General features: G+C 66.3%; 31 protein-coding genes and 1 tRNA gene. 20 read left to right on the plus strand and 12 right to left on the minus strand.

The genetic code is table 11. From position 1 onward, the window contains the following. The first annotated feature begins 18 nt into the window (after nucleotides 1-18). The 16 genes from rpsH to ACSQ9A_RS03410 all read left to right on the plus strand — a co-directional run bounded on the left by rpsH (nucleotide 19) and on the right by ACSQ9A_RS03410 (nucleotide 8,224). A complete protein-coding gene (gene rpsH / locus ACSQ9A_RS03335) occupies nucleotides 19-414 on the plus strand; it encodes a 30S ribosomal protein S8 (protein ID WP_093105283.1) in 396 nt (131 codons plus the stop codon). A gap of 24 nt (nucleotides 415-438) precedes the next feature. Beyond that, nucleotides 439-972, plus strand: coding sequence for a 50S ribosomal protein L6 (rplF, locus tag ACSQ9A_RS03340; protein WP_093105285.1), 534 nt, complete (start codon nucleotides 439-441; stop codon nucleotides 970-972). A 14-nt stretch (nucleotides 973-986) separates the two neighbouring features. Then, on the plus strand, nucleotides 987-1,352 hold the full coding sequence (gene rplR / locus ACSQ9A_RS03345; protein WP_093105479.1) for a 50S ribosomal protein L18: 366 nt from the start codon (nucleotides 987-989) through the stop codon (nucleotides 1,350-1,352). Between the two features lie 18 nt (nucleotides 1,353-1,370). Then, a complete protein-coding gene (gene rpsE / locus ACSQ9A_RS03350) occupies nucleotides 1,371-1,889 on the plus strand; it encodes a 30S ribosomal protein S5 (protein WP_093105288.1) in 519 nt (172 codons plus the stop codon). 14 nt (nucleotides 1,890-1,903) lie between these two features. Beyond that, a complete protein-coding gene (rpmD, locus tag ACSQ9A_RS03355; RefSeq protein WP_009124818.1) occupies nucleotides 1,904-2,089 on the plus strand; it encodes a 50S ribosomal protein L30 in 186 nt (61 codons plus the stop codon). 24 nt (nucleotides 2,090-2,113) lie between these two features. Further along, nucleotides 2,114-2,545, plus strand: a complete 432-nt coding sequence (gene rplO / locus ACSQ9A_RS03360; protein WP_093105289.1) for a 50S ribosomal protein L15 — start codon at nucleotides 2,114-2,116, stop codon at nucleotides 2,543-2,545. 20 nt (nucleotides 2,546-2,565) lie between these two features. Continuing rightward, nucleotides 2,566-3,876 (plus strand): preprotein translocase subunit SecY, encoded by a 1,311-nt coding sequence (secY, locus tag ACSQ9A_RS03365; protein WP_436302676.1) that lies wholly within the window; start codon nucleotides 2,566-2,568, stop codon nucleotides 3,874-3,876. Nucleotides 3,877-3,885: 9 nt separating this feature from the next. Continuing rightward, nucleotides 3,886-4,104 carry a translation initiation factor IF-1 gene (gene infA, locus ACSQ9A_RS03370; protein ID WP_093105295.1) on the plus strand — a complete coding sequence of 73 codons (219 nt, stop codon included), beginning with the start codon at nucleotides 3,886-3,888 and terminating at the stop codon, nucleotides 4,102-4,104. A gap of 34 nt (nucleotides 4,105-4,138) precedes the next feature. Further along, complete coding sequence (gene rpmJ / locus ACSQ9A_RS03375; RefSeq protein WP_038201958.1) at nucleotides 4,139-4,252, plus strand: 50S ribosomal protein L36; 114 nt, start codon at nucleotides 4,139-4,141, stop codon at nucleotides 4,250-4,252. 24 nt (nucleotides 4,253-4,276) lie between these two features. Then, nucleotides 4,277-4,642, plus strand: a complete 366-nt coding sequence (gene rpsM, locus ACSQ9A_RS03380; RefSeq protein ID WP_019653977.1) for a 30S ribosomal protein S13 — start codon at nucleotides 4,277-4,279, stop codon at nucleotides 4,640-4,642. A 12-nt stretch (nucleotides 4,643-4,654) separates the two neighbouring features. Then, a complete protein-coding gene (gene rpsK, locus ACSQ9A_RS03385; RefSeq protein ID WP_068674563.1) occupies nucleotides 4,655-5,059 on the plus strand; it encodes a 30S ribosomal protein S11 in 405 nt (134 codons plus the stop codon). A gap of 134 nt (nucleotides 5,060-5,193) precedes the next feature. Continuing rightward, nucleotides 5,194-5,817: a 30S ribosomal protein S4 gene (gene rpsD / locus ACSQ9A_RS03390; RefSeq protein ID WP_093105298.1), complete on the plus strand. Its 624-nt coding sequence runs from the start codon at nucleotides 5,194-5,196 to the stop codon at nucleotides 5,815-5,817. A gap of 129 nt (nucleotides 5,818-5,946) precedes the next feature. Then, nucleotides 5,947-6,936 carry a DNA-directed RNA polymerase subunit alpha gene (locus tag ACSQ9A_RS03395; RefSeq protein WP_028250818.1) on the plus strand — a complete coding sequence of 330 codons (990 nt, stop codon included), beginning with the start codon at nucleotides 5,947-5,949 and terminating at the stop codon, nucleotides 6,934-6,936. 77 nt (nucleotides 6,937-7,013) lie between these two features. Continuing rightward, entirely contained in the window at nucleotides 7,014-7,415 is a 402-nt protein-coding gene (gene rplQ / locus ACSQ9A_RS03400; protein ID WP_093105301.1) for a 50S ribosomal protein L17, read from the plus strand. Nucleotides 7,416-7,433: 18 nt separating this feature from the next. Beyond that, a tRNA-Met gene (locus ACSQ9A_RS03405) sits at nucleotides 7,434-7,510 on the plus strand. Between the two features lie 303 nt (nucleotides 7,511-7,813). After that, a complete protein-coding gene (locus tag ACSQ9A_RS03410) occupies nucleotides 7,814-8,224 on the plus strand; it encodes a hypothetical protein (protein ID WP_139191665.1) in 411 nt (136 codons plus the stop codon). Nucleotides 8,225-8,250: 26 nt separating this feature from the next. Here ACSQ9A_RS03410 and ACSQ9A_RS03415 read toward each other — a convergent pair whose 3' ends face one another. The 6 genes from ACSQ9A_RS03415 to ACSQ9A_RS03440 are packed head-to-tail and all read right to left on the minus strand — an operon-like array spanning nucleotide 8,251 to nucleotide 15,149. Beyond that, on the minus strand, nucleotides 8,251-8,646 hold the full coding sequence (locus tag ACSQ9A_RS03415) for a RidA family protein (protein WP_093105307.1): 396 nt from the start codon (nucleotides 8,644-8,646) through the stop codon (nucleotides 8,251-8,253). Next, on the minus strand, nucleotides 8,643-10,259 hold the full coding sequence (locus ACSQ9A_RS03420; RefSeq protein ID WP_436302677.1) for an AMP-binding protein: 1,617 nt from the start codon (nucleotides 10,257-10,259) through the stop codon (nucleotides 8,643-8,645). Before ACSQ9A_RS03420 ends, ACSQ9A_RS03415 begins: the two co-directional genes overlap by 4 nt. After that, a complete protein-coding gene (locus ACSQ9A_RS03425) occupies nucleotides 10,256-11,452 on the minus strand; it encodes an acyl-CoA dehydrogenase family protein (protein ID WP_093105313.1) in 1,197 nt (398 codons plus the stop codon). Before ACSQ9A_RS03425 ends, ACSQ9A_RS03420 begins: the two co-directional genes overlap by 4 nt. A gap of 4 nt (nucleotides 11,453-11,456) precedes the next feature. Next, nucleotides 11,457-12,311 (minus strand): enoyl-CoA hydratase family protein, encoded by an 855-nt coding sequence (locus ACSQ9A_RS03430; protein WP_093105316.1) that lies wholly within the window; start codon nucleotides 12,309-12,311, stop codon nucleotides 11,457-11,459. Further along, nucleotides 12,308-12,784, minus strand: coding sequence for a MarR family winged helix-turn-helix transcriptional regulator (locus ACSQ9A_RS03435; protein ID WP_093105319.1), 477 nt, complete (start codon nucleotides 12,782-12,784; stop codon nucleotides 12,308-12,310). Before ACSQ9A_RS03435 ends, ACSQ9A_RS03430 begins: the two co-directional genes overlap by 4 nt. A 1-nt stretch (nucleotide 12,785) precedes the next feature. Further along, nucleotides 12,786-15,149, minus strand: a complete 2,364-nt coding sequence (locus tag ACSQ9A_RS03440; RefSeq protein ID WP_436302678.1) for a bifunctional salicylyl-CoA 5-hydroxylase/oxidoreductase — start codon at nucleotides 15,147-15,149, stop codon at nucleotides 12,786-12,788. Nucleotides 15,150-15,247: 98 nt separating this feature from the next. On the opposite strand from ACSQ9A_RS03440, the gene ACSQ9A_RS03445 reads away from it, so the two are divergent. Continuing rightward, nucleotides 15,248-16,516 (plus strand): class I SAM-dependent methyltransferase, encoded by a 1,269-nt coding sequence (locus ACSQ9A_RS03445; protein ID WP_436302679.1) that lies wholly within the window; start codon nucleotides 15,248-15,250, stop codon nucleotides 16,514-16,516. A 14-nt stretch (nucleotides 16,517-16,530) separates the two neighbouring features. Next, nucleotides 16,531-16,854 (plus strand): DUF1840 domain-containing protein, encoded by a 324-nt coding sequence (locus tag ACSQ9A_RS03450; protein WP_436302680.1) that lies wholly within the window; start codon nucleotides 16,531-16,533, stop codon nucleotides 16,852-16,854. Nucleotides 16,855-17,028: 174 nt separating this feature from the next. Here the strand turns inward: ACSQ9A_RS03450 and ACSQ9A_RS03455 are convergent, their stop codons facing one another. Continuing rightward, nucleotides 17,029-18,045: a Bug family tripartite tricarboxylate transporter substrate binding protein gene (locus ACSQ9A_RS03455; protein ID WP_436302681.1), complete on the minus strand. Its 1,017-nt coding sequence runs from the start codon at nucleotides 18,043-18,045 to the stop codon at nucleotides 17,029-17,031. A gap of 77 nt (nucleotides 18,046-18,122) precedes the next feature. Then, nucleotides 18,123-19,046 (minus strand): LysR family transcriptional regulator, encoded by a 924-nt coding sequence (locus ACSQ9A_RS03460; RefSeq protein WP_436302682.1) that lies wholly within the window; start codon nucleotides 19,044-19,046, stop codon nucleotides 18,123-18,125. 110 nt (nucleotides 19,047-19,156) lie between these two features. Between ACSQ9A_RS03460 and ACSQ9A_RS03465 the strand changes: the two genes are divergently transcribed. Further along, a complete protein-coding gene (locus ACSQ9A_RS03465) occupies nucleotides 19,157-19,918 on the plus strand; it encodes an SDR family oxidoreductase (protein ID WP_093105334.1) in 762 nt (253 codons plus the stop codon). Here the strand turns inward: ACSQ9A_RS03465 and ACSQ9A_RS03470 are convergent. From ACSQ9A_RS03470 to ACSQ9A_RS03485, 4 genes are all read right to left on the minus strand, one after another. Then, complete coding sequence (locus tag ACSQ9A_RS03470) at nucleotides 19,846-20,361, minus strand: MarR family winged helix-turn-helix transcriptional regulator (RefSeq protein WP_436302683.1); 516 nt, start codon at nucleotides 20,359-20,361, stop codon at nucleotides 19,846-19,848. The genes ACSQ9A_RS03465 and ACSQ9A_RS03470 overlap by 73 nt on opposite strands. Beyond that, complete coding sequence (locus ACSQ9A_RS03475; protein WP_436302684.1) at nucleotides 20,358-21,362, minus strand: alpha-ketoacid dehydrogenase subunit beta; 1,005 nt, start codon at nucleotides 21,360-21,362, stop codon at nucleotides 20,358-20,360. Before ACSQ9A_RS03475 ends, ACSQ9A_RS03470 begins: the two co-directional genes overlap by 4 nt. Then, nucleotides 21,353-22,372 (minus strand): thiamine pyrophosphate-dependent dehydrogenase E1 component subunit alpha, encoded by a 1,020-nt coding sequence (locus ACSQ9A_RS03480; RefSeq protein ID WP_436302685.1) that lies wholly within the window; start codon nucleotides 22,370-22,372, stop codon nucleotides 21,353-21,355. The genes ACSQ9A_RS03475 and ACSQ9A_RS03480 overlap by 10 nt, the downstream gene beginning before the upstream one ends. Before the next feature lie 97 nt (nucleotides 22,373-22,469). Further along, nucleotides 22,470-23,657, minus strand: a complete 1,188-nt coding sequence (locus ACSQ9A_RS03485; RefSeq protein ID WP_436302686.1) for a helix-turn-helix domain-containing protein — start codon at nucleotides 23,655-23,657, stop codon at nucleotides 22,470-22,472. Nucleotides 23,658-23,786: 129 nt separating this feature from the next. Between ACSQ9A_RS03485 and ACSQ9A_RS03490 the strand changes: the two genes are divergently transcribed. Continuing rightward, nucleotides 23,787-25,892, plus strand: coding sequence for a PQQ-dependent dehydrogenase, methanol/ethanol family (locus tag ACSQ9A_RS03490; protein ID WP_436294471.1), 2,106 nt, complete (start codon nucleotides 23,787-23,789; stop codon nucleotides 25,890-25,892). The last annotated feature ends 19 nt before the right edge of the window (nucleotides 25,893-25,911 follow it).

Below are 25,911 nucleotides of genomic sequence, written 5' to 3' on the forward strand. Positions count from 1 at the left end.
CAGGCAGGAGCAAACAATATGAGCATGAGTGATCCCATTGCCGACCTGCTGACGCGTATCCGCAACGCGCAGATGGTGGCGAAGCCCACCGTGTCGGTCCCGTCTTCCAAGGTGAAGATCGCGATCGCACAGGTGCTGAAGGACGAGGGCTACATCGACGGCTTCCAGGTCAAGACCGAAGCCGGCAAGACCGAACTCGAAATTGCACTGAAGTACTACGCTGGCCGCCCGGTCATCGAGCGCATCGAGCGCGTGAGTCGTCCCGGCCTGCGCGTCTACAAGGCCAGCGCCGCGATTCCGCAAGTCCAGAACGGCCTCGGCGTTGCCATCGTCACGACCCCCAAGGGCGTGATGACCGACCGCAAGGCCCGCGCTACCGGTGTCGGTGGCGAAGTGCTGTGCTACGTCGCCTAAACGAGACATCGAGGAGAAACTGAAATGTCCCGAGTAGGAAAAATGCCGGTCGCCATCCCCGCAGGCGTGGATGTGTCGATCAAGGAAGACCAGATCAGCGTCAAGGGCACGGGCGGCACGCTCAACCTGGCGTTGAACGCGCTGGTCAATGTCGTCAGCAAAGACGGCAAGCTGAGCTTCGAACCCGCCAACGAATCGCGTGAAGCCAACGCGATGAGCGGCACGGTTCGCCAGCTGGTGAACAACATGGTGGTCGGTGTGACCAAGGGCTTCGAGAAGAAGCTGAGCCTGATCGGCGTGGGCTACAAGGCCCAGGCGCAGGGCGCCAAGCTGAACCTGCAAGTCGGTTACTCGCATCCGGTCAACATCGACATGCCGCAAGGCATCACGGTGGCGACGGCGACGCCGACCGAAATCGTGATCAAGGGTGCCGACCGCCAACGCGTCGGCCAAGTGGCCGCTGAGATCCGCGCGATTCGTCCGCCCGAGCCTTACAAGGGCAAGGGCATCCGCTATGCGGACGAGAAGATCGTGATCAAAGAGACCAAGAAGAAGTAAGGGGCAGCAAAATGATGTTGACCAAAAAAGCACAGCGTCTTCGCCGTTCGCGCCAGACCCGCATCCGCATTGCGACGCAAGGCGTGGCGCGCCTGACGGTGAACCGCACCAATCTGCACATCTACGCCACCGTCATCTCCGACGACGGCACCAAGGTGATTGCCACTGCATCGACGGCCGAAGCCGAAGTGCGTACCTCGCTGGGTGGTTCCGGCAAGGGCGGCAACGCCGCTGCGGCCACCGTGGTCGGCAAGCGCATCGCTGAAAAGGCGAAGGCCGCCGGCATCGAGAAGGTCGCTTTCGACCGCGCAGGTTTCGCCTACCACGGCCGCGTCAAGGCGCTGGCCGATGCGGCTCGCGAAGCCGGCCTGCAGTTCTAACCGGACACGAGATTCAAAATGGCAAAGATTCAGGCAAGAACGCAGAGCGAAGGCCCCGAAGACGGTCTGCGCGAGAAGATGATCGCGATCAACCGCGTCACCAAGGTGGTGAAGGGCGGTCGTATCCTCGGTTTCGCGGCACTCACCGTGGTGGGTGACGGCGACGGCCGCGTCGGCATGGGCAAGGGCAAGTCGAAGGAAGTGCCGGCCGCCGTGCAGAAGGCGATGGAAGAAGCGCGTCGCAACCTCGCGAAGATCTCGATCAAGAACGGCACGCTGCATCACCGCGTGACGGGCCATTGGGGCGCTGCCTCGGTGGTCATGATCCCGGCCCCGAAGGGTACCGGCATCATCGCCGGCGGCCCGATGCGCGCCGTGTTCGAAGTCATGGGCATCACCGACATCGTGGCCAAGAGCCATGGTTCCTCGAACCCCTACAACATGGTCCGTGCCACGCTGGACGGCCTGAAGAATTCGACGACGGCGTCCGAAGTCGCTGCCAAGCGCGGCCTGACCGTCGAACAACTCTTCGCCTGAACGGGAGCATCGACATGACGACGCAACAACAAACCCTCAAGGTGCAATTGGTCAAGAGCCCGATCGGCACCAAGGAATCGCATCGCGCCACCGTGCGTGGCCTCGGCCTGCGCAAGCTCAACAGCGTGAGCGAGCTGCAGGACACGCCCGCGGTGCGCGGCATGATCAACAAGATCAGTTATCTGGTCAAAGTGCTCTAAACAGAGTCGCTGAGAGAGACGTATATGGAACTCAATGGCATCAAGCCGGCTGACGGCTCCAAGCACGCCAAGCGCCGTGTCGGCCGCGGCATCGGCTCCGGCCTGGGCAAGACCGCGGGTCGCGGTCACAAGGGTCAGAAGTCGCGTGCGGGCGGTTTCCACAAGGTCGGCTTCGAAGGCGGCCAGATGCCGCTGCAGCGTCGCCTGCCCAAGCGCGGCTTCAAGTCGCAGCTGCTCAAGTACAACGCCGAAGTAACGCTGACCTCGCTCGAGAAGCTCGGCCTGGCCGAAGTCGACGTGCTGGCGCTCAAGCAAGCAGGCCTGGTCGGTCAGATCGCCAAGGTCGTCAAGGTCATCAAGTCGGGTGAACTCACCAAGGCCGTCAAGCTGACCGGCATCGGTGCGAGCGCCGGCGCCAAGGCTGCGATCGAAGCAGCCGGCGGCAGCGTGGCCTGATCGGACTGAAAGAAGTCTTCGTGGCAACCAACGCGGCAACGCTCGCAAAAACAGGCAAGTTCGGCGACCTGCGTCGCCGGCTCGTCTTTTTGCTGCTCGCGCTCGTGGTCTATCGCATCGGAGCTCACATTCCGGTGCCGGGCATCAACCCGGACCAACTCGCGCAGCTGTTCCAGGGCCAGCAGGGCGGCATCCTGAGCCTGTTCAACATGTTCTCGGGCGGGGCGCTGTCGCGCTTCACCGTGTTCGCGCTGGGCATCATGCCGTACATCTCCGCGTCGATCATCATGCAGTTGATGACCTACGTGGTGCCGACCTTCGAGCAATTGAAGAAGGAAGGCGAAACCGGCCGGCGCAAGATCACCCAGTACACGCGCTACGGCACGCTGGGCCTGGCGCTGTTCCAGTCCTTCAGCATCGCGGTCGCGCTGGAATCGTCGGCAGGCCTCGTGATTTCGCCCGGCTTCGGCTTCCGCATCACGGCGATGGTCAGCCTCACGGCCGGCTCGATGTTCCTGATGTGGCTCGGCGAGCAGATCACCGAGCGCGGCCTCGGCAACGGGATTTCGATCCTGATCTTCGCGGGCATCGCGGCCGGCCTGCCGAGCGCGATCGGCGGATTGCTCGAACTGGTGCGCACCGGCGCCATGAACGTGATCGTCGCGCTGTTCATCGTCGCGGTGGTCATCCTGGTGACCTACTTCGTCGTGTTCGTCGAACGCGGTCAGCGCAAGATCCTCGTGAACTACGCGCGGCGCCAGGTCGGCAACAAGGTCTACGGCGGCCAGTCCTCGCACCTGCCGCTGAAGCTGAACATGGCTGGCGTGATCCCGCCGATCTTCGCGTCGTCGATCATCCTGCTGCCGACCACGGTCGTGGGCTGGTTCAGCACCGGCGAGAGCATGCGCTGGATCAAGGACATCGCGAGCGCGCTGACGCCGGGGCAGCCGATCTACGTGCTGCTCTATGCCACCGCGATCGTGTTCTTCTGCTTCTTCTACACGGCGCTCGTGTTCAACAGCCGCGAGACGGCCGACAACCTGAAGAAGAGCGGTGCGTTCATTCCAGGCATTCGCCCAGGTGACCAGACCGCGCGCTATATCGACAAGATCCTGGTTCGTCTGACGCTGGCCGGCGCGGTGTACATCACCTTCGTCTGCCTGCTGCCCGAGTTCCTGATCCTGAAATACAACGTGCCGTTCTATTTTGGCGGCACCTCTCTGCTGATCATCGTGGTTGTCACGATGGACTTCATGGCCCAAGTGCAGAACTACATGATGTCGCAGCAGTACGAATCGCTGCTAAAGAAAGCCAATTTCAAGACTTCCTAGGCGATTGAGATGTCGAAGGACGATGTCATCCAGATGCAAGGCGAGGTTCAGGAGAACCTGCCGAATGCGACCTTCCGGGTGAAGCTGGAAAATGGACACATCGTGCTGGGGCATATTTCCGGAAAGATGCGGATGCACTACATCCGCATCCTTCCAGGTGACAAGGTCACCGTCGAGTTGACGCCCTATGACTTGAGCCGGGCGCGCATTGTGTTTCGGGCGAAATGAGTCGCCGGGTTGGACAGAGTTTTAGGAGAATGAAATGAGAGTTTCGGCTTCGGTCAAAACCATTTGCCGTAATTGCAAGATCATCCGCCGCAAGGGTGTGGTGCGCGTGATCTGTACCGACCCGCGCCACAAGCAGCGCCAGGGTTGATTGAAAGAGTATTAGAGGACGCACATGGCACGTATTGCTGGCATCAACATTCCGCCGCACAAGCACGCTGAGATCGGCCTGACCGCCATCTTCGGCATCGGTCGCACCCGCGCCCGCAAGATCTGCGAAGCGAGCGGCATCGAATATTCGAAGAAGATCAAGGATCTGACCGACGCCGATCTCGAGAAGATCCGCGACCAGATCGCGCTCTTCACCATCGAAGGTGACCTGCGTCGCGAAACGACGATGAACATCAAGCGCTTGATGGACATCGGCTGCTACCGCGGCTTCCGTCACCGTCGCGGCCTGCCGATGCGCGGCCAGCGCACGCGCACCAACGCCCGCACCCGCAAGGGTCCGCGCAAGGCCGCGCAGTCCCTGAAGAAATAAGGATAGATCAGCATGGCTAAAGCTCCTGCCAACAACGCAGCGCAACGCGTTCGCAAGAAGGTCCGCAAGAACGTGGCGGACGGCGTCGCGCACGTGCACGCCTCGTTCAACAACACGATCATCACGATCACCGATCGCCAGGGCAACGCTCTGTCGTGGGCGTCGTCGGGTGGCCAGGGCTTCAAGGGCTCGCGCAAGTCGACGCCGTTCGCTGCGCAGGTCGCTTCGGAAGTCGCCGGTCGCGCTGCGGTGGAACAAGGCATCAAGAACCTCGACGTCGAGATCAAGGGCCCGGGCCCGGGACGCGAATCGTCGGTGCGCGCGCTCGCCGCGCTCGGCATCCGCATCAACTCGATCGCCGATGTGACGCCGGTTCCGCACAACGGCTGCCGCCCGCAAAAGCGCCGTCGCATCTAAGGCGAGGACGCCCGGCGCAGTCAGCTTTCGAGCCGGCTGCGCGTTTTGTTTTTTCAACAAGCCCACCGCCATCGGCACGCCGCTGATGGCTCCCGCAGACAGCCTCTGCGGCAGATGACACAAAGGAAGATCAAGTGGCACGCTACCTCGGCCCCAAGGCCAAACTTTCCCGCCGCGAAGGCACCGACCTGTTCCTGAAGAGCGCCCGCCGTTCGATCCAGGACAAGGCCAAGTTCGACTCCAAGCCCGGCCAGCATGGCCGCACTTCTGGTCAGCGCACCTCCGACTTCGGTCTGCAGCTGCGCGAGAAGCAGAAGGTCAAGCGCATGTACGGCGTGCTCGAGAAGCAGTTCCGCCGCTACTTCGAGGAAGCCGATCGCCGCCGTGGCAACACCGGCGCCAACCTGCTGTTCATCCTCGAATCGCGCCTGGACAACGTGGTCTACCGCATGGGCTTCGGCTCCACGCGCGCCGAAGCGCGCCAGCTGGTCTCGCACAAGGCGATCACGGTGAACGGCCAGTCGGTCAACATCCCGTCGTACCTGGTCAAGACCGGCGACGTGATTGCCGTGCGCGACAAGTCGAAGAAGCAGACCCGCATCGCCGAAGCGCTGCAACTCGCCCAGCAGGTCGGCATTCCGGCCTGGGTCGAAGTGAATGCCGACAAGGGCGAAGGCACCTTCAAGAAGGTGCCCGATCGCGACGAATTCGCGGCCGACATCAACGAATCGCTGATCGTCGAACTGTATTCGAGGTAACAGGCGAAAACGTGCCGCCATCCGGCGGCCCGGACTTTGATTTTTTGTTCCCTGCCGCGGGCACCGCGGCCGGGCACTTCACCAGCCTTACCGGTGTAACGAGCCGGGGGTATTGAGAGGAAGTTCTGCATGCAAACCACCCTGCTGAAACCCAAGACCATCCAGGTCGAGCAACTTGCCGCCAACAAGGCCAAGGTCACGCTCGAGCCCTTCGAGCGCGGCTACGGCCACACGCTCGGCAACGCGCTGCGCCGCGTGCTGCTGTCGTCGATGGTCGGTTACTCCGCCACCGAAGTGACGATCGCCGGCGTGCTGCATGAGTACTCGTCGATCGACGGCGTGCAGGAAGACGTCGTCAACATCCTGCTGAACCTCAAGGGCGTGGTGTTCAAGCTCCACAACCGCGATGAAGTCACGCTGAGCCTGCGCAAGGACGGCGAAGGCGCGGTGACCGCGTCGGATATCCAGACGCCGCACGACGTCGAGATCATCAACCCCGACCACGTGATCGCCCACCTGTCGCAGGGCGGCAAGCTCGACATGCAGATCAAGGTCGAGAAGGGCCGCGGCTATGTGCCCGGCACGATGCGCCGCTACGCGGACGAGCCGACCAAGTCGATCGGCCGTATCGTGCTCGACGCCTCGTTCTCGCCGGTCAAGCGCGTGAGCTACACGGTCGAAAGCGCCCGCGTCGAGCAGCGTACCGACCTCGACAAGCTCCTGGTCGAGATCGAGACCAACGGCGCGATCACCGCCGAAGACGCGGTTCGCGCCTCGGCCAAGATCCTGGTCGAGCAACTGGCCGTGTTCGCGCAGCTCGAAGGCGGCGAACTCGCTGCGTTCGATGCACCCGCGCCGCGCAGCGCCCAGCAGTTCGATCCGATCCTGCTGCGCCCGGTCGACGAGCTCGAACTCACGGTGCGTTCGGCCAACTGCCTGAAGGCCGAAAACATCTACTACATCGGTGACCTGATCCAGCGCACCGAGAACGAGCTGCTCAAGACCCCGAACCTGGGTCGCAAGTCGCTCAACGAAATCAAGGAAGTGCTCGCCTCGCGCGGCCTGACCTTGGGCATGAAGCTTGAAAGCTGGCCACCGGCCGGCCTCGACAAGCGTTAAGAATCACCACACCTGTGTGTTGCACCGGGCAGTACCTGACACGGCTGCCTGTTTTTATAAAGTAAAGGAAAAGCACCATGCGTCACGGACACGGACTCCGCAAACTCAACCGCACCAGCTCGCACCGCCTCGCGATGCTGCAGAACATGATGAACTCGCTCATCGAGCATGAGGTCATCAAGACCACGGTCCCCAAGGCCAAGGAACTGCGCCGCGTCATCGAGCCGATGATCACCCTGGCCAAGAAGCCGACGGTCGCCAACAAGCGCCTGGCTTTCGATCGCCTGCGCGACCGCGACAGCGTGGTCAAGCTGTTCGGCGAACTCGGCCCGCGCTACCAGGCACGTCCGGGCGGCTACACGCGCATCCTGAAAATGGGTTTCCGCGTGGGCGACAACGCGCCGATGGCGCTGGTCGAACTGGTCGATCGTCCCGAAGTGACGGAAGCCCCTGCCGACGAGCAGGCCGGCGAAGAATAAGCTATAATTCCATCTTGCCGCGCGATGGAGCAGCCTGGTAGCTCGTTGGGCTCATAACCCAAAGGTCGCAAGTTCAAATCTTGCTCGCGCAACCAAATTTCCGGCAACCCAAAAGGTTGTTGCTGAAAAAGCAAAACGCCCACCTCGAGTGGGCGTTTTGCTTTCCGGCTGCTAAAGAAAAGACTGCGCGCCATCGATTTTGGGATCTGTCCCAAGGGCGTTTCGCTCCCAGTTTTCTGTTAGTACCAAATTACTCTTTCCACCGTGAAACGAGTCTAAAACGCCCACGCCGTGTGACAAAGATCACGGATGCGTGCGCGTGACATGTGTAACATCTGGCCGATTCGAGAACAGTTGAAGGACGAGAAGTCTGTGAATTGCGCAAATAAGGGACTTTCATGATCGACCCTTCGATTTCGCGAAATCTGATTGAAAACGCAATGGGCGCTGTCGAGCAGGCGGTCGACTATATTTTCAATGACGAGCCTGCCGTTCCATTTCACCCGACGACCGATCTTCTTTCTCTCAGTCCGAGCGAGGAAGACCAGATTCGTCGCGGCGAACAGGCGAATTACCGCAGCCGTCCCACGACGTCGGCGCTCAGTTTTTGCCTGACTTCGGCTATTTCGCTGCTGGCGATTGCGCATTCATTGATCGATCAGCCCGCAGCCCTGTCGCCGGTCGAGCGGGAACAGCTGTGGAAAAAGCTGGCCGCGGAAACCAAGATTGCGGGGCGCGCTGCCTATCGCGCGGCGCTCATCCTCTCGGATCCGGGCGCCGAGGCAGCGACCCACGAGGAAGTACTCTGAGGCTGCGGGCGCGGTAGCCGCTGGGCTCAGTCGGGCAGCACCGCCGTGACCTCGATCTCCACCTTGGCGCGCGACTCCACCAGCGCTGCGACCTGCACGCAAGTCATCGCCGGGAAGTTCCGGCCCATCGTTTCGCGATAAACCGGCCCGAGCTCGCCCAGGCGCCGGTTGTATTCGTCGCGGTCGGTCACGTACCAGGTCATGCGCACCATGTGCTCGGGGCCGGCGCCGGCTTCGCGCAGGATGTCGGCGATGTTGCGCAGGGCCTGTCCTGTCTGCTCGATGAAATCGTCCGACACGAACTGCTGCTGCGCATTCCAGCCGACCTGGCCGCCGACGAACACCATCGTGCCGCGCGCGGCAACGCCGTTCGCATAGCCCTTCGGGGGTGCCCAGCCGGGCGGTTGCAAAAGTTTGATCATGGTGTGATTTGCCTCAGTTTGAATCGTTGGAGCTTGCCGGTCTCGGTGCGCGGCAGCGCAGCGACGAACTCGATCTCCCGTGGGTATTTGAAGGGCGCGATGGTGGCCTTGACGTGGTCCTGCAGCGCCTTGACCAGGGCAGCATCGCCGGTCTGGCCGGGCTTGAGCACGCAGAAGGCCTTGACGATCATTCCGCGTTCCTCGTCGGGCTTGCCGACCACGCCGCATTCGGCGACCGCCGGATGCTTCAGCAGCGCGTCTTCGACCTCCGGCCCGCCGACGTTGTAGCCGGCGGTGATGATCATGTCGTCGGCGCGCGACTGGTAGAAGAAGTAGCCGTCCTCGTCCTGCACGAAGGCGTCGCCGGGATAGTTCCAGCCCTTCTTCACATAGTCGGCCTGCCGCGGATCGTCGAGGTAGCGGCATCCGACCGGCCCGATGAGCGCCAGCCGGCCGACGGTGCCGCGCGGCACTTCATTGCCCTCGTCGTCCACCACCTTGGCGGTGAATCCCGGCACGACCTTGCCGACCGCGCCGCGCCGAACCTGGTCGCCGGCGGCCGAAATGTAGATGTGGAACACCTCGGTGCCGCCGATGCCGTCCAGCATCTCGATGCCCGTGGCGTCCTTCCACAGCTGGCGGGTCGCGTCGGGCAGGGCCTCGCCCGCGCTCACGCTGATGCGCAGGCTCGGCACGCCGGAAGCCTTGGCGAAAGGCGCCATCTGCCTGTAGAAGGTGGGGGCCGTGTAGCAGATGGTGGCGCCGAACTCGCGGATCGCCTTGACCATCGTCTCCGGCGTGTAGGGGCCATCGTGGAAATACACGGATGCGCCGGCCCACATCGGGAAGACCAGCAAGCCGCCCAGGCCGAAGGTGAAGGCCAGCGGCGGCGAGCCCAGCACGATGTCGTCGCTGCGCGCCTGCAGCACGTGACGCGGCCAGGTCTCGCACATCGCGAGCACGTCGCGGTGGGTGGTCACGGGCGCCTTCGGCTTGCCGGTGGTGCCGGAGGTGAAGGCCAGCAGCGCAATGTCGTCGGCGGCTGTAGGGCAGGCCTTGAACACGCCGCTCTTGGCGGCAGCGCGCGCGCTCAGCGAATCGGCTGCATCCGGCTGGTTGAAGGTCACGAGGGTCTGCAGCACCGGATGCGCCTGCTGGGCGATCCGCAGCTCGTCGAGCAACTTGCCATCGCACAGCGCGACCACCGGCCGCGATTTCTCGATGATGTCGCCCAGCTCTTTCGCGCGCAGCAGCGGCATGGTGGCGACCGCGATCAGGCCGGCCTTGACCACGGCCAGCCAGGCCAGCGCCATCGCGATCGAATTGCCTCCGCGCAACAGCACGCGGTTGCCGGGCACCAGGCCCAGGTCTTCCACCAGCACCTGCGCGATGCGGTCGACCTCGGTCGCGGCCTCGGCGTAGCTCAGCGTGCGGGCCGGCGAGCGCAGCATCGGCTTGTCCGCCAGGCCATTGGCGCTGGCCTTGTCGAACAGGACCTCGACCAGGTTGAGTTGGTCGGGCAACTGCAATTCGGGCCGGTCGTACCGGAACATGGGCAGTTGCTCTGCCGGCGGCAGACGGTCGTGAACGAAGCGATCGGTCTGCGCACTCATGCCTGGCTCCGCAAGACGGACTTGCCGATGATCAGTTGCTGCACCTCGGTCGCACCCTCGTAGATGCGCAGCGAACGGATGTCGCGGTAGAGGCTCTCGACCTTGGTGCCCACCTTCACGCCGAGGCCGCCGTGCATCTGCAGCGCCATGTCGATCACGCGGCTCGCGTTCTCGGTCGCGCACATCTTGGCCATCGCCGCCGCGGCCGTGAGGTCGCCGACGGCGGGCCCGCCACGGGCTTCGCTGTCGTCTCGCATCCAGGCGGCGCGGTAGGTGAGCAGCGCCGCGCTGTCGATCAGCGCCGCCATCTCGCCGAGCTTGGCCTGCGTGAGCTGGAAGTCGGCCAGCGTCTGGCCGAACATGCGCCGGCGGCTCGCATGGTGGACCGCTTCGGCCAGCGCGCGCCGCGCCATGCCGAGCGCAGCGCCGGCGACCGAGGCGCGAAAGATGTCGAGCGTGCGCATCGCGAGCTTGAAGCCGCCATGCAGCTCGCCGAGCTGGGCCTCGCGCGGCACGACGCAGCCGTCGAAGCGCAGCGTGGCAAGCGGGTGCGGCGCCATCACTTCGATGTGTGCCGAGGTGTCGAGTCCGGCCGTCTTCGCATCGACGACGAAGGCCGTGATGCCGCGCGAGCCGGCGGCCGGATCGGTTTTCGCGAACACGCAGTAGAAGTCGGCGATGCCGCCATTGCTGATCCAGGTCTTCTCGCCCGTGAGCCGCCAGCCGTCCGAGATGGCGACAGCCTGCATCGCCATCGCGCCGACGTCCGAGCCCGCCTCGGGTTCGCTGAGCGCAAAGGCCGCGATCTTGTCGCCGCGCGCCACGGCGCCGAGGTAGTCGCGCTGCTGTGAGGCGCTGCCGGCCAGCGTGATGGCGCCGCTGCCGAGGCCCTGCATCGCAAAGGCGAAATCGGCCAGCGGCGAATGGAAGGCCAGCGTTTCGCGCAGCAGCACCAGCGCGCGCGAATCGAGGCGTTCCAGCGCGCCGCCCGAAGAAGCCGGCACGCAATAGCGCAGCCAGCCGCCCTGGCCGAGCCGCTTCACCCAGTCGCGGCAAGCGGCGCGATCGTCGCGCTCGTCCACCGACTGGGCGGCTGCCCAGGGCAGCAGATCGCGCGCCAGCGCCCGATGCGCATCGTCGAAGAAGGGCAGCGCCAGGTGCGCCGTGGAAGGAGGTACGGGCGAAGCAGCCATTGCGTCAGTCTCCGCCGAACACCGGCTTGCGCTTGGCCGCAAAGGCTTCGAAGGCGCGCCTGAAGTCCTCGGTCTGCATGCAGATCGCCTGCGCCTGCGCCTCGGCCTCGATCGCCTGGTCGATGGTCATCGCCCATTCCTGCGACAGCATGGTCTTGGTCATGCCGTGCGCGAAGCTCGGGCCTTCGGCGAGCTCGCGCGCCACGGCAGTGGCGGCGCCGAGCAGCGCGCTGCTCTCGTGCAGCGCGTTGAAGAAGCCCCAGGCGTGGCCTTCCTGCGCCGTCATCGCGCGGCCGGTGAAGAGCAGCTCCGAGGCGCGGCCCTGTCCGATCACGCGCGGCAGCAGCGCGCAGGCACCCATGTCGGCGCCGGCCAGTCCGACGCGCGTGAAGAGGAATGCGGTGCGCGCTGCGGGCGTGCCGTATCGCAGGTCGCAGGCCAGCGCGATCATCGCGCCGGCGCCGGCACAGACGCCGTCGATCGCGCCGACGATGGGTTGCGGGCAATGGCGGATCGCCTTCACCAGGTCACCCGTCATGCGCGTGAACTCGAGCAGTTCGGGCATGTGCATCTGCGTGAGCGGCCCGATGATCTCGTGCACGTCACCGCCTGAACAGAAGTTGCCGCCCGCGCCCGTCACGACGATCGCCTTGACGTCGGTCGCGAAATTCAGCGCGCGAAACAGGTCGCGCAGCTCGGCGTAGGAGTCGAAAGTCAGCGGATTCTTGCGCTCCGGCCGGTTCAGCGTGACCGTGCCGATGCCGTCCTCGAAGGACCAGCTGAAATGCTCGGCCTCGTAGTCGGCCTTCGGCTCGAATTGCGCGCGCATGGGACTGCTTGCGCCGATGTAGTGCTTCATAGGGCCTCCGCCAATTGTTGATGTGAATGCTGCTTGACCTTGCCGAGCAGCTTGTGGAGCTGCGTGACCTCCTTCGCGTTCAGGCCCGCGAAGGCATCGACGATCCATGCCTCGTGCTGTTGCGCCATCTCGTTGAAGAGCTTGCGGCCACGCGTGGTGAGGCGCACGCGCCAGGCGCGGCGATCGCCCTCGACGTCGACGCGCTCGACCAGCCCCTCGGCCACCAGCTGGTCGGTGATGCCGGTGACGTTGCCGCCGGTCACCATCATGCGGCGCGACAGCTCGTTCATCTTCAGCCCGTCCGGCGAGCGTTCGAGTTGCGACATCAGGTCGAAGCGGGGCAGGGTGGTGGCGAACTGCTCGCGCAGCTCGTTGCGCACCTGCTTCTCGATAAGCTGGGTGCATGTCAGCAACCGCAGCCAGAGGCGCAGCTCGTCGGGGTGCTCGCTGTGGGCTCTTGCTTCGAGGTCCATGCTATTGATCCTCCTCGCTGTTGCGCGGCACGGCCGTCGCAGCCGCCGCGGCGGCCAGCTGTTGCTGCTTGGCGATCTCACGGTACATCTGGTCGCGCCCGCTCAGGTATTGCTTGGGCCAGTCGACGTCGCGGCTTTGCAGCTTGGCCGTTTCGTGCAGGGTCCACGCCGGGTCGGCCAGGTGCGGCCGTGCGATCGCGCACAGGTCGGCGCGGCCCGCGGCGATGATGCTGTTGGCCTGGTCGGCTTCGGTGATGGCGCCGACCGCAATGGTCGAGATGCCGACCTCGTTGCGGATGCGGTCCGCAAAAGGCGTCTGGTACATGCGTCCGTACACCGGTTTCGCCGTGCGCGTGGTCTGGCCCGAAGAGACGTCGATGAAGTCGCAGCCCGCTTCCTTGAAGAGCCGCGCCACCACCACCGCGTCGGCATCGGTATTGCCGCCGGGCGCCCAGTCATGGGCCGAGATGCGCACGCTCATTGGCCGTTCGGTGGGCCAGGCCGCGCGCATCGCGCGGAACACTTCCAGCGGATAGCGGCAGCGGTTCTCGAGGCTGCCGCCGTACTCGTCGGTGCGCAGGTTGGTCAGCGGGCTGATGAAGGAAGCCAGCAGGTAGCCGTGCGCGCAGTGCAGCTCGAGCCAGTCGAAGCCGGCTTCGGCCGCGCGACGCGTCGAGGCGACGAACTGGTCGCGCAAAGTGTTCATCTCTGCTCGCGTCATGGCGGCGGGCAATTGGTTCTGTTCGCCGTAGGCCAGCTCGCTGGCGGCGATCAGCGGCCAGTTGTCTTGCGGCAGCGGTTCGTCGATCTCTTCCCAGCCCAGCTGGGTCGAGCCCTTCGGCCCGCTGTGGCCCAGCTGCATGCCGATCTTCGCCGTGGTCTGCGTGTGCACGAAGTCGACGATGCGCTTGAAGGCGGCCGACTGCGCATCGTTGTAGAGACCCGTGCAGCCGGGCGTGATGCGGCCCTCGGGCGTCGGGCTGGTCATCTCGACGAACACCATCGCGGCGCCGCCGAGCGCGCGCGCGCCAAGGTGCACGAGCAGGAAGTCCTGCGGCACGCCGTCGACCGCGCTGTAGGTCGCCATGGGCGAAACCAGAATGCGGTTCTTGAGCGTGAGGCCGCGCACCGTGAGCGGCATCAGCATCGGAGGCAGCGGCTTGCCGCCCGCGAGCCACGCCTCGTAGCCGCCCAGCCATTGCGTGTCGCGCAGGCGCAGGTTCTCGTGGCTGATGCGCTGCGAGCGCGTCATGAGCGAGTAGGCGAACTGCTCGATCTCCATGCCGGTGTAGCGGTGCACGTTCTCGAACCATTCGGTCGAATTGCGCGCCGCGTTCTGGATCTTGAGCACCTCGACGCTGCGCCGCGCCTCATAGGCTTCGAGCACATGGTCGACGCTGCCGCCGCGCGCGAACTCATCGCTGAGGTCGATCGCATCCTCGAGCGCGAGCTTGGTACCCGAGCCGATCGAGAAGTGCGCCGTGTGCGCCGCGTCGCCCATCAGCACCACCGGCACGCTCTTGCCATTCACCTCGACGCGGTGCGTCCAGTGCTTGCAGACCACGCGCGGAAAGCGGATCCAGTTGGCCGAGCCGCGCAGATGCGTGGCGTTGCTGATCAGCTCGTGACCGCCGAGGTATTTGGCGAAGAGCTTTTCGCAGAAGGCGATCGCTTCGGGCTGCTCCATCTTGTCGAGGCCATGGGCCTGCCACACCGCTTCGGGCGTTTCGACGATGAAGGTCGAGGTCTTGTCGTCGAACTGGTAGGCGTGGGCCTGGAACCAGCCGTGCTCGGTCTTCTCGAAGGCGAAGGTGAAGGCATCGAAGGTCTGGTGCGTGCCGAGCCAGACGAAGCGGCACTGGCGCAGATCGATGTCGGGCTCGAAGACGTCCGCATAGCGCTGGCGAATGCGGCTGTTGAGGCCGTCGCTGGCGATCACCAGGTCGGCGCCGTACTGCGCCGCCAGGGCCTGGTCATCCGTGGCGTCGGTCTCGAACACCAGCTTGACGCCGAGCGCCAGGCAGCGCTCCTGCAGGATGTTCAAGAGGCGCTTGCGGCCGATGCCGCAGAAGCCGTGGCCGCCCGAGCGCACCTGGCGTCCCTTGAAGAACACCTGAATGTCGTCCCAGTGATGGAACTCACGGCCGATCAGCGCGGCCGTTTCGGGATCGGCGGCCGCGAGGTTGTCGAGCGTCTGGTCGCTCAGCACCACGCCCCACCCGAAGGTGTCGAAGGGGCGGTTGCGTTCGATCACCGTGACCTCGAGCGCCGGTCGCCGGGCCTTCATCAGGAGCGCGAAGTAGAGGCCGGCGGGACCGCCGCCGATGCACAGCACGCGCTGCAGATCTGTTGCGAAGCTATTCATGGATCAATAGTTTAGGCCTAAACAATCTGTTGTCAACCCGGCAAGGGTTTTCGCCGAGGTCGGTTGACGAAGTTCGCCGCTGCTGGCAAAAATCAGCCATGTCAAGCCTGTTGCCGAAGATCGAGTCCCAGCTTTCCACGCTGCCGGTTCCCATCACGCTGCAATTGCCCGATGGGCGGAAGGTCGCAAAGCCAGGCTCACGCGTCACGCTCGCCTTCTCCGAGTGGTCGGCGCTCGCCAAGCTCACCGCTCGGCAGATCGGTGCCATCGGCGAGGCCTACGTCGAGGGACGGGTCCAGATCGAAGGGAAGATGCGCGACCTGATCGATGTCGCGGTCAGCCTGCTGCCCGGCAATCCGGCGGAAACCAACACCAACTGGTGGAGCCGGCTGCAGCGGCGCACCAAGTCGCGCGGCTCGCACTCGCTGGGCAAGGATGCGGCGCAGATCGAGTTCCACTACGACGTGTCGGACGACTTCTATGCGCTGTGGCTCGACCCGCGGCGCGTCTATTCGTGCGCCTATTTCCGTGACGCCGGGATGACGCTGGCGCAGGCCCAGGAGGCCAAGCTCGACCACATCTGCCGCAAGCTCATGCTGCAGCCGGGTGAGCGCTTCCTCGACATCGGCTCGGGCTGGGGTGCGCTCCTGCTGTGGGCGGCCGAGCACTACGGCGTCGATGCGACCGGCATCACGCTGTCGAAGAACCAGCATGCGCACGTGACGCGCATGATCGAGGAGAAGGGCCTGCAGGGCCGCGTACGCGTCGAACTGCTCGACTACCGAAAACTCGACAGCGACAAGCCCTTCGACAAGATCTCGTCGATCGGCATGTTCGAACACGTCGGCAGCGTCAACATGCCGACTTACTTTCGCAAGATCCATTCATTGCTCAAGCCGGGCGGCCTGGTCATGAACCATGGCATCACTTCGGGCCAGCTCGACTACAAGCAGCTCGGAGCCGGCATGGGCGATTTCATCGAGAAATACATCTTCCCGGGCGGCGAACTGCTGCACGTCACGCATGTGCTGCGCGAGACGGTGGCCGCGGGCCTGGAGATGGTCGACACCGAAAACCTGCGGCCGCACTATGCGCGCACGCTCTGGGCCTGGTCGGATGCGCTCGAGTCCCGGCTCGACGAGGCGCGCGAGGTCCTGCAGCGCGCCGGCGGCCACCAGGGCGGCAATGCCGAGCGCATCCTGCGTGCCTACCGCCTGTATCTGGCCGGTTCGGCGATGTGCTTCGAACAGGGCTGGATTTCGCTGCACCAGATGCTCGCCACCCGGCCCGACGGAAAGGTCGAGGGCGGCGCGCTGCGCGGCGCGCAATCGGTGTACCCTTTTGTCCGCGACTACATCTACAAATAACCGAGCGAGGCACCATGCTGTATCGATTCAAATCGCGGGCCAGCCCCCCCTTCGTGATGCTCGAAACCCACGCGCGTCAGTTGTTCGACATCATCGGCAAGGCGCCGGAGCGCAAGGGCATCGTGACGGTGGAGCAGATGCCGGCCGCCATCGTGGCGCTGGAGGCGGCCATGGCGCGTGAAGCCCACAACGCCCACAACAACGACGATTTCGCCGTCGAAGGCCATGACGAGGCGGCCGAGAAGCAGCACATCACGCTGCACCAGCGCGCCGTGCCCTTGCTGCACATGCTCAAGGCGTCGCTGGCCGATCGCAAGGACGTGATGTGGGAGGTGTGATCACCCCCAGGCTTGCTCGCTTCGCGTAGAGCCTGTCCTGAGCCTGTCGAAGGGAGCCTGTCGAAGGGCCAACCCCCTCTCCGGGGGCGCCGCCTGCGGCCCGGCGAAGCCGGTTCCGCGGCGGCCCACGGTCCGGTGCGCTGCGCGTACCAATGGATCAGGAACGCCAGGGGCTTAGTCCACCTTGGCCCCGGAGGCCTTGACCACCTTCGCCCACTTGGCGTGTTCGCTGTCGATCATCTTGGCGAACTCGGCCGGCGAGTTGCCGCTCGGGATCGCGCCCTGGGCCAGCATCTTTTCCTTGATCGCCGCGGTGCCGAGCGACTTGGCCACTTCCTGCTGAATGCGGTTCACGATCTCGGGCGGGGTGCCGGCCGGGGCCAGCAGGCCGAACCATGAGCTGGCTTCGTAGCCCTTGAGCATGGGGCCGCCGGCCTCTTCGACCGTCGGCACGTCGGGCAAGGCCGGCGAGCGCTTCGAGCTGGTCACGGCCAGCGCCTTGAGCTTGCCGCCCCTGATCTGCTGCATCGACGAGGGCAGGTTGTCGAACATCACGTCGGCGTTGCCGCCCACCAGGTCCAGCAGCGCCGGGCCCGATCCGCGATAGGGGATGTGCGTCATGAAGCTGCCGGTCATGGTCTTGAAGAGCTCGCCCGCCAGGTGGATCGAGGTGCCGCTGCCGCTCGAAGCCATGTTGAGCTTGCCGGGATTCGCCTTCGCGTACTTCACGAAGTCGGCCACGCTGTTGATGTTGAGCGCGCGCGCCTTGTCGGCATTCATCTCCATCACGTTGGGCACCGCGGCCACCAGCGTGATCGGCGCGAAGTCCTTGATCGGGTCGTAGGGCAGCTTGGGGTACAGCGCGCGGTTGATGCCGTGCGTGCCCACCGTGCCCATCAGCAGCGTGTAGCCGTCGTTCGGCGCCTTGGCCACGATCTCGGCGCCCACGTTGCCGCCGGCGCCCGCGCGGTTGTCGACGATGAACTGCTGGCCGAAGGCCTTGGAGAGCTCCGGCGCCACGGCGCGCGCAAGGAGGTCGGTGGTGCCGCCGGGCGCGAAGGGCACCACGATGCGCACCGGCTTGGTCGGCCAGCTGCCTTGGGCCGCCGCGGGCCCGGCAGCCAGCACCAGGGCGGCGATCGCGCCCAGGGCCAGTGCAGAGCGGCGGCGGGATTGGAACGAGAGGGTCATGCGTGTTTCCTGTTGATGCATGGCATCGAGTTTGACAGGCGAAGCGCCTCGTTCGTCGCGGGTGAAACCCCGTGTGCTCAGATCCCCTGCATGCGGGCCGCGAAGCGCTGCTCGCGAAACTTCTCGACCACGAAGTCGACGAACACGCGCGTCTTCGCCGGCAGCAGCTTCTTGCTCGGGTAGTAGAGCGAGATCGGCCCCGAGTCGGCATACCAGCCCGGCAGCACGCGCACCAGCTCGCCGCTTTGCAAGCCGGGCAGCGCGAAAGCCATCGGCAGCAACGCGATGCCCAGGCCCATCATCGCGGCGTGGGCGATCGCCTCGGGGTCGCTGAAGATCAGGCGCGGCTTTGCATCCGCCGCGCCTTCGTCGCCGGCCGCGTTGCGCAGCGTCCAGGCCCGCACCCGCCCGGTGGGTGAGGAGCGCCGCATGATGGCGTCGAAAGCGGCCAGGTCGGACGGGTGCTCCGGCACCGGCTTGCCGGCCATGTACGCGGGCGCCGCGACCGCCACGATGTGGATGCGCGCGAGCTCGCGCGCCACCACGCCGGGCGTCAGCTCGATGCCGCCGCCGATCGCGGCGTCGAAGCCCTCGCCGACCAGGGCGACCTGCCGGTTGTCGAAATGCCAGTCGGGTACGACCGCCGGGTAGCGCGCCAGGAACTCGCCGACCAGCGGCACCACGTACGTGCGCCCGAAGGCCTGGCCCATGCTGACCTTGAGCGTGCCGGCCGGCTGGCCCCCGGCTTCGGCGGCGCCCGCCATCGCATCGGCCAGCGTGCCGAGCGCGCCGCCGATCTGCAGCAGCAGCCGTTCGCCGCTCTCGGTCAGGGTCAGCTTGCGCGTGCTGCGCTGGAACAGGCGCACGCCCAGACCCGCTTCGAGGCGCGCGACGTTCTTGCTCACCGCGGCAGGCGTCAGGCCGAGTTGTCGGGCGCCGGCGGAGAAGCTGCCGGCCTCGGCGCTGCGGACGAAGGATTCGAGATGGCTCAGCGGCTGCATGGGTGCATTTTCAACCACGGGTTGAGATTGATAGGGCAGTTTTATGGCTACCGGCAATGCAATGCAATCCCCAAACTACAGGCATTCCACAACCACTTCGAAAGCGCACCATGTCCCCAAGCACTTCTTCCAAGCCCGTTCTGGCCGGCAAGACGGCCTTCGTCACCGGCGGCTCGCGAGGCATCGGCGCCGCCATCGTGCGGCGTCTCGCCAAGGACGGCGCCGCCGTCGCCTTCAGCTATGCCAGCAACGAGGCTGCGGCCAAGGAGCTTGCCGGCAGCATCGAAGCCGCGGGCGGGCGCGCGATCGCGCTGCGCGTCGACAGCGCCGATGCCGATGCGCTGCGCACGGCGATCGACGAAAGCGCGCGCACCTTCGGCCGGCTCGACATCCTGGTCAACAACGCCGGCGTTCTCAAGCTGGGCGCCGCCGACCAGATCTCGCTGGAAGACTTCGACCTCACGCTGAACGTCAACGTGCGCGCCGTCTTCGTCGCCATCCAGGCGGCGCTGCGCCACATGGGCGAGGGCGGCCGCATCATCAACATCGGCAGCACCAACGCCGAGCGCATGCCCTTCCCCGGCGGCGGCGTCTATGCGATGAGCAAGTCCGCACTCACCGGGCTCGTGCAAGGCTTCGCGCGCGACCTCGGCCCGCGCGGCATCACGATCAACAACGTGCAGCCCGGCCCGGTCGATACCGACATGAACCCCAAGGACGGCCCGATGGCCTCGGCCATGCATGGTTTCATGGCCATCCCGCGGCACGGCCGCGGCGAAGAGATCGCGGGCATGGTGGCCTACCTCTCGAGCCCGGAAGCGGCCTTCGTGACCGGCGCGGGCCTCAACATCGACGGTGGGTTTGCAGCCTGAGCGTCCGGGCCGGCCACCGACGCGATCAGCCGGTCGAGGGTGGCACTCAGGTGCTTCAGATCTTCGGCGCCGACGCCCGCGAACAGCTCGGCCTCGCGTTCCCACGCCTGCACGCGGACCGTCTCGAACAGCGCCTTGCCGGCGCTGCTCAGGTGGAGGCGGCTGCGGCGCAGGTCGGTCGGGTCTTCGTGGCGGTGCAGGCGCTTGTGGCGCTTCAGCCCCGCCAGTGCGCGGCTCACCGCCATCTTGTCGAGGCCGGTGAGCTCGCAAAGCTGCGTGGCCGTCAGGCCGGGCTGCGTGCCCAGCGCCGCCATCGTGCGCCACTCGTTGAGCGTGAGCGCGTGCTGGCGCCCGACCCGCTGCTGGAAAGGCCGCGCCGTCAGGTTGACGACCCGGACCAGCTTGAAGAAGACCGAGTCCTCGAAGCCAGCCTCGGTGTTCATCCGCACAAGGCCCTGGCAGTTTGAACGATCCGCTCGGCGCCGACGCGCGATTGCGCTTCGAGCACCGGCGAATAGCCGACCGGGATGCGCGGCGCGCCCAGGCGTGCGACCCTGCAGCCGGTGGCCTCCGCCGCACTGGCCGCGATCTCGGCGCCGAAGCCGGCGGCCTGCACCGCCTCGTGCACGACCAGCAGGCGGCCCGTGCGTTCGCAGGAGGAGAGCACCGACTCGCGGTCCCAGGGCCACAGCGTGCGCAGGTCGAGCAGATCGACCTCGATGCCTTCGGCCGCCAGCGTGTCGCAGGCGGCGCTACACGCCTGCATCTGCCGGCTCCAGCTCACCAGCGTGAGCGCGTTGCCGCGGCGCAGCTGCGCCGCCTTGCCGAGCGGCACCACCCGCGTTTCGTCGACCTCGCCGCGCGAGGCCCACAGGTTCTTGTGCTCGATGTAGACCACCGGGTCGCCGCACTGCATCGCGGCGCGCAGCAGCGAATGGTTGTCCTGGGGCGTCGAAGGGCACACCACCACCACGCCCGGCAGGTGCGCGAACCAGGCTTCGAGCGACTGCGAATGCTGCGCCGCCGAGGCATCCCAGATGCCGCCCGGCATGCGCGCGACCATCGGCACACGGCCCTGGCCGCCGAACATGAAGCGGTTCTTGGCGGCCTGGTTCACCAGCTCGTCCATGCCGCACAGCGCGAAGTCGACCACGCGCATCTCGACCACCGGCCTGAGCCCTGCCAGCGCCATGCCGACGCCGGCGCCCATGATCGCGGCCTCGGAGATCGGCGTGTCGATCACGCGCTCGGCGCCGAAGCGCTGCTGCAGCCCCTTGTACTGGCCGAAGATGCCGCCGCGGCCGACGTCCTCGCCGAGCACGACCACGCGCGAATCGGCTTCCATTTCGCGCTGTACCGCGAGCGCGGCCGCTTCGGCATAGCTGAGTTCGCGCACAGTGCTGCCGGCGGCGCGGCCGCCCGCGATGTCGCTCGTCATGTCCATTGGCCCGCTCCGGTGGTCTGCACATCGGTGAAGGCGGCGCCGGGCTCGGGCCAGGGCGCGGCATCGGCGGCGGCGAGTGCGGCGGCGACTTCTGCCTCCGCCTCGTCCTCGATCGCATCGAGCAGAGCGGCGTCCATGCCGTCGGCGATCAGGCGGCCGCGCGCCCGCGCGACCGGGTCGGTCTCCAGCGCCGCAGCCAGCTCGGCCGGGTCGCGGTAGGCGGCGAGGTCGACCGACACATGGCCCTTCACGCGGTAGGTGAGCGCGTGCAGCAGCCGCGGCCCGCCGCCGGCGCGCACCTCGGCGACCAGCCTGCCCGCGGCCGCATGCACCGCGAACACGTCGTTGCCGTCGACCCGGGTGGCGGCGATGTCCATCGCCTCGGCGCGCGCGGAGGCGCCTTCGCCGGCGGTCATCGGGCCGCTGGCGGTGGTTGCGCTCCAGCGGTTGTCCTCGCAGACGAAGAGCACCGGTAGCCGGTACACGCGCGCCCAGTTCAGCGACTCGAGAAAGGGGCCGCGGTTGATCGCGCCATCGCCGAAGAAGCAGACCGTGATCGCGTCCTTCTTCTGCAGCTTCTGGGCATGCGCCGCGCCGACCGCGATCGGCAGCCCGGCCGCGACCACGCCGTTGGCGCCCAGCATGCCGACCGAGAAGTCGGCGATGTGCATCGAGCCGCCCTTGCCGCCGTTGAAGCCGCTGGCCTTGCCGAACAGCTCGCACATCATGCGCACGAGGTCGGCGCCCTTGGCCAGCGTGTGGCCGTGGCCGCGGTGAGTCGAGGTCAGGTAGTCGGCGGGGTGCAGATGGGCGCCGACGCCGGCTGGCACCGCCTCCTGGCCGGTCGACAGATGCAGCGGGCCGCGCACCTTGGCGACGCCGGCGGCTTCCTGGCCGTAGGCGCTCACGCCACCCTGGCTGGCCGCTTCGGCGGCATTCTCGAAGGCGCGGATGCGCAGCATCGTGCGGTAGAGCGCGCGCCGCGCGGGCTCGGGAATCGGCAAATCCATATCGGCTCCAGCGCAGCACACATCTGCGCTTTGCCGAAAATCGTATCGGGCGTGACCAATGCGCGTGAGCGGGCTAACCCGGCCGCGAGGCCGACCTTCATTCAGGCGCGTTCTGCTGCCAGCTCTTGAGACGGCGATAGAGCGTGCCGCGCGACACCCGCAGTTGGCGCGCGGCATGCGAGATGTTGCCGTAGTGCGTAGCCAGGGTCTCCTCGATCAGCTTGCGGCTGTGGCCGCGCAGCGTGCCGTCGCTGGCGGGCGGCTGGGTCGGCGCGACCGGCTGCACCTCGTCGAGCGGCGTCGAGTCGATGGGCGCTTCGGCCGGCACGTTCACCGCATGCCGGAAATCGACCCCGTCGTGCGCCTGCAGCCGGGCCTGCAGCCAGACGCCGAGCCCGCTTGCGAGCCGCACCGGCTGCGCGGCCTCGTGGCGGGTCATGCGCAGCAGGCCCTCGAGGTCGAGGCCGAACAGCTGCTCGGCATCGCAGGCCCCGGACTCGGGCAGCCGGCCGATCAGCCGCATGCCGGCCGTGTTGAGCCAGGCCACGGTGCCATCGGGCGCGATGCCGGCCAGGGCCTCGAGCGGCGTGCCCAGCAGCGCCGGGCTGGCCTGGAAGCGCAGCACCAGCCGGTCCTGCGACTGCGCCTGCAGCAGGCGGTTCTCGATCGTCGTCGCGTAGAGCGCGACCATCGACGCGGCATCGAAGCCGAAGCGCCGCATCTCGACCGAGATGTCGAGCACCGCGGCCAGGCGGCCGTGCACGTCGCGGATCGGTGCCGCTGCGCACTGCATCTCGCGCAGGTACTCGAAGTAGTGCTCGGCGCCCTGCACCGTGCAGGCCTGGCCGGTGGTCGCCACGATGCCCGGCGCCGTGGTGCCGACCACGCTCTCGGCGATGTTGACGCCCAGGCGAGCGGTCTTCTGCAAGATCGGCTGCTGCGCCGCGGCCGGATGATGCGTGACGTGCATGATCACGCCCTGCGCATCGGTCAGCAGCACGCGGCAGTCGGTGCCGGCGAGCGAGCTCTCCATGCTCGCCAGCTCGTGGCGCGCGGCCTCGAGCAGCTCGCGGTTGCGGCCCAGCGTGCCGTGCAGGCGGCTCGGCGTGACGGCGTCGAAGGCGATGACGCGGCGCGTGTTCGCATGGGCGCGCGTGCAGCGCATCCACGACTGGAGCACCGCCTCGCCGACCAGGCCGGAAGGGCGCACGCCTTCCTCGAAGAACTGCTGCCGGGCCAGCGCCACGCGCTCGGCGCGCGTATTGGCGAAGGGGGACAGGGGCATGGCCGTCTCCTGTGATCGAGGAGGCTGAATTTGTTCCGCAATGGAACAGTCGAGGTCTAGGGAAATCCCGAGGGTGAACAAAGCGTGCGCGCGCACCATTCTTCGATACACAACGACCGGAGACGCACGATGAACAAGACCCACGCCGCGCTCGCGCTCGGCGCGCTGCTGTGCCTGGCCGCAGCACCCGCCTCGGCCCAGACCAAGGGCTCCGCCGAGCACATCAAGGCCGTCACGCAGCGCGTGGACGGCAACTTCATCCGCAGCAACGCCGCGAAGACGGCCGACTGGCCCAGCCATGGCCTCGACTACGCGGAAACGCGCTTCAGCAAGCTCGACCAGATCAACGCCGGCAACGTGAAGGAGCTCGGCCTCGCCTGGTCCTACAACCTCGAATCCACGCGCGGCGTGGAGGCCACGCCGCTGGTGGTCGACGGCATCATGTACGTCAGCGCCTCCTGGAGCGTGGTGCACGCCATCGACGTGCGCACCGGCAAGAAGATCTGGAGCTTCGATCCGAAGGTGGACAAGTCCAAGGGCTTCAAGGGCTGCTGCGACGTGGTCAACCGCGGCGTCGCGCTCTACCAGGGCAAGGTGTTCGTGGGGGCCTACGACGGGCGCCTGATCGCGCTCGATGCCGCCACCGGCCAGCCGGTCTGGGAGAAGGACACCATCGTCGACCGTTCGAAGTCCTACACCATCACCGGCGCGCCGCGCGTCTTCAAGGGCAAGGTGGTCATCGGCAACGGCGGCGCCGAGTACGGCGTGCGCGGCTACATCACGGCCTACGACGCGGCCACCGGCGAGCAGAAGTGGCGCTGGTTCACCGTGCCGGGCGACCCGTCCAAGCCCTTCGAGGACGCCTCGATGGCCAAGGCCGCCAAGACCTGGGACCCTTCGGCCAAATACTGGGAGGCGGGCGGCGGCGGCACCGCCTGGGACACGCTCGCCTTCGACCCCGAGCTCAACCTCATGTACGTGGGCACCGGCAACGGCTCGCCATGGGCGCGCAGCAAGCGCAGCCCCAAGGGCGGCGACAACCTCTACCTGGCCTCGATCGTCGCGCTCAACCCCGACACCGGCAAATACGTCTGGCACTACCAGCAGACGCCAGGCGACAACTGGGACTACACCTCGACCCAACCGATGATCCTGGCCGACCTGAAGATCGACGGCAAGCCGCGCAAGGTGATCCTGCATGCGCCGAAGAACGGCTTCTTCTTCGTCATCGACCGCAGCAACGGCAAGTTCATCTCGGCCAAGAATTTCGTCGAGGTGAACTGGGCCACCGGCTACGACAAGAAAGGCCGGCCGATCGAGGTGGCCGCCGCGCGCCAGAACGAGAAGCCCGGCGACAGCATCCCCGGCCCCTTCGGCGCGCACAACTGGCATTCGATGTCCTTCAACCCGCAGACCGGCCTGGTCTACCTGCCGGCGCAGAACATCCCGCTGAGCCTGATGGACGACAAGGCCTGGAAGTTCAACGAGAACATGCCGGCCCGGCCGCATGCAGCGCTCGGCTGGAACACCGCCATGTTCATCAATGCCGAGCCGCCCAAGAGCAAGCCCATGGGCCGCCTCGTCGCGTGGGACCCGGTGGCGCAGAAGGAAGCCTGGGGCGTCGAGCATGTCTCGCCCTGGAACGGCGGCACGCTGACCACGGCCGGCAACCTGGTGTTCCAGGGCACGGCCGACGGGCGCTTCGCGGCCTACAACGCCAAGACCGGCGAGAAGCTGTGGGAGACCGCCACCGGCACCGGCGTGGTCGCGGCGCCCGCCACCTACATGGTCGACGGCAAGCAGTACGTCTCGATCGCGGTCGGCTGGGGCGGCGTCTACGGCCTGGCCGCGCGCGCCACCGAGCGCCAGGGGCCGGGCACGGTCTACACCTTCGTGGTCGGCGGCAATGCGCCCAAGCCGGAGTTCGTGCAGTACCGCATGGACAAGCTGCTGCAGGGCGTGAAGTACGACCCAGCCAAGGTGCCCGACGGCACGCTGCTCTACGTGAGCAACTGCGTCTTCTGCCACGGCGTGCCGGGCGTGGACCGCGGCGGCAACATCCCCAACCTGGGCTACATGAACCCGAGCTACATCGAGAACCTCGACAAGTTCGTCTACAAGGGCCCGGCCGTCGAGCGCGGCATGCCCGACTTCAGCGGCAAGCTGAGCGCCGAAGACGTGGAGAAGATCAAGGCCTTCATCCAGGGCACGGCGGACGCGATCCGGCCCAAGTAGGACAAGGCCGCTAGTCCAT

The organism is Variovorax sp. LjRoot290 (assembly GCF_964253985.1).
GTDB lineage: Bacteria > Pseudomonadota > Gammaproteobacteria > Burkholderiales > Burkholderiaceae_C > Variovorax.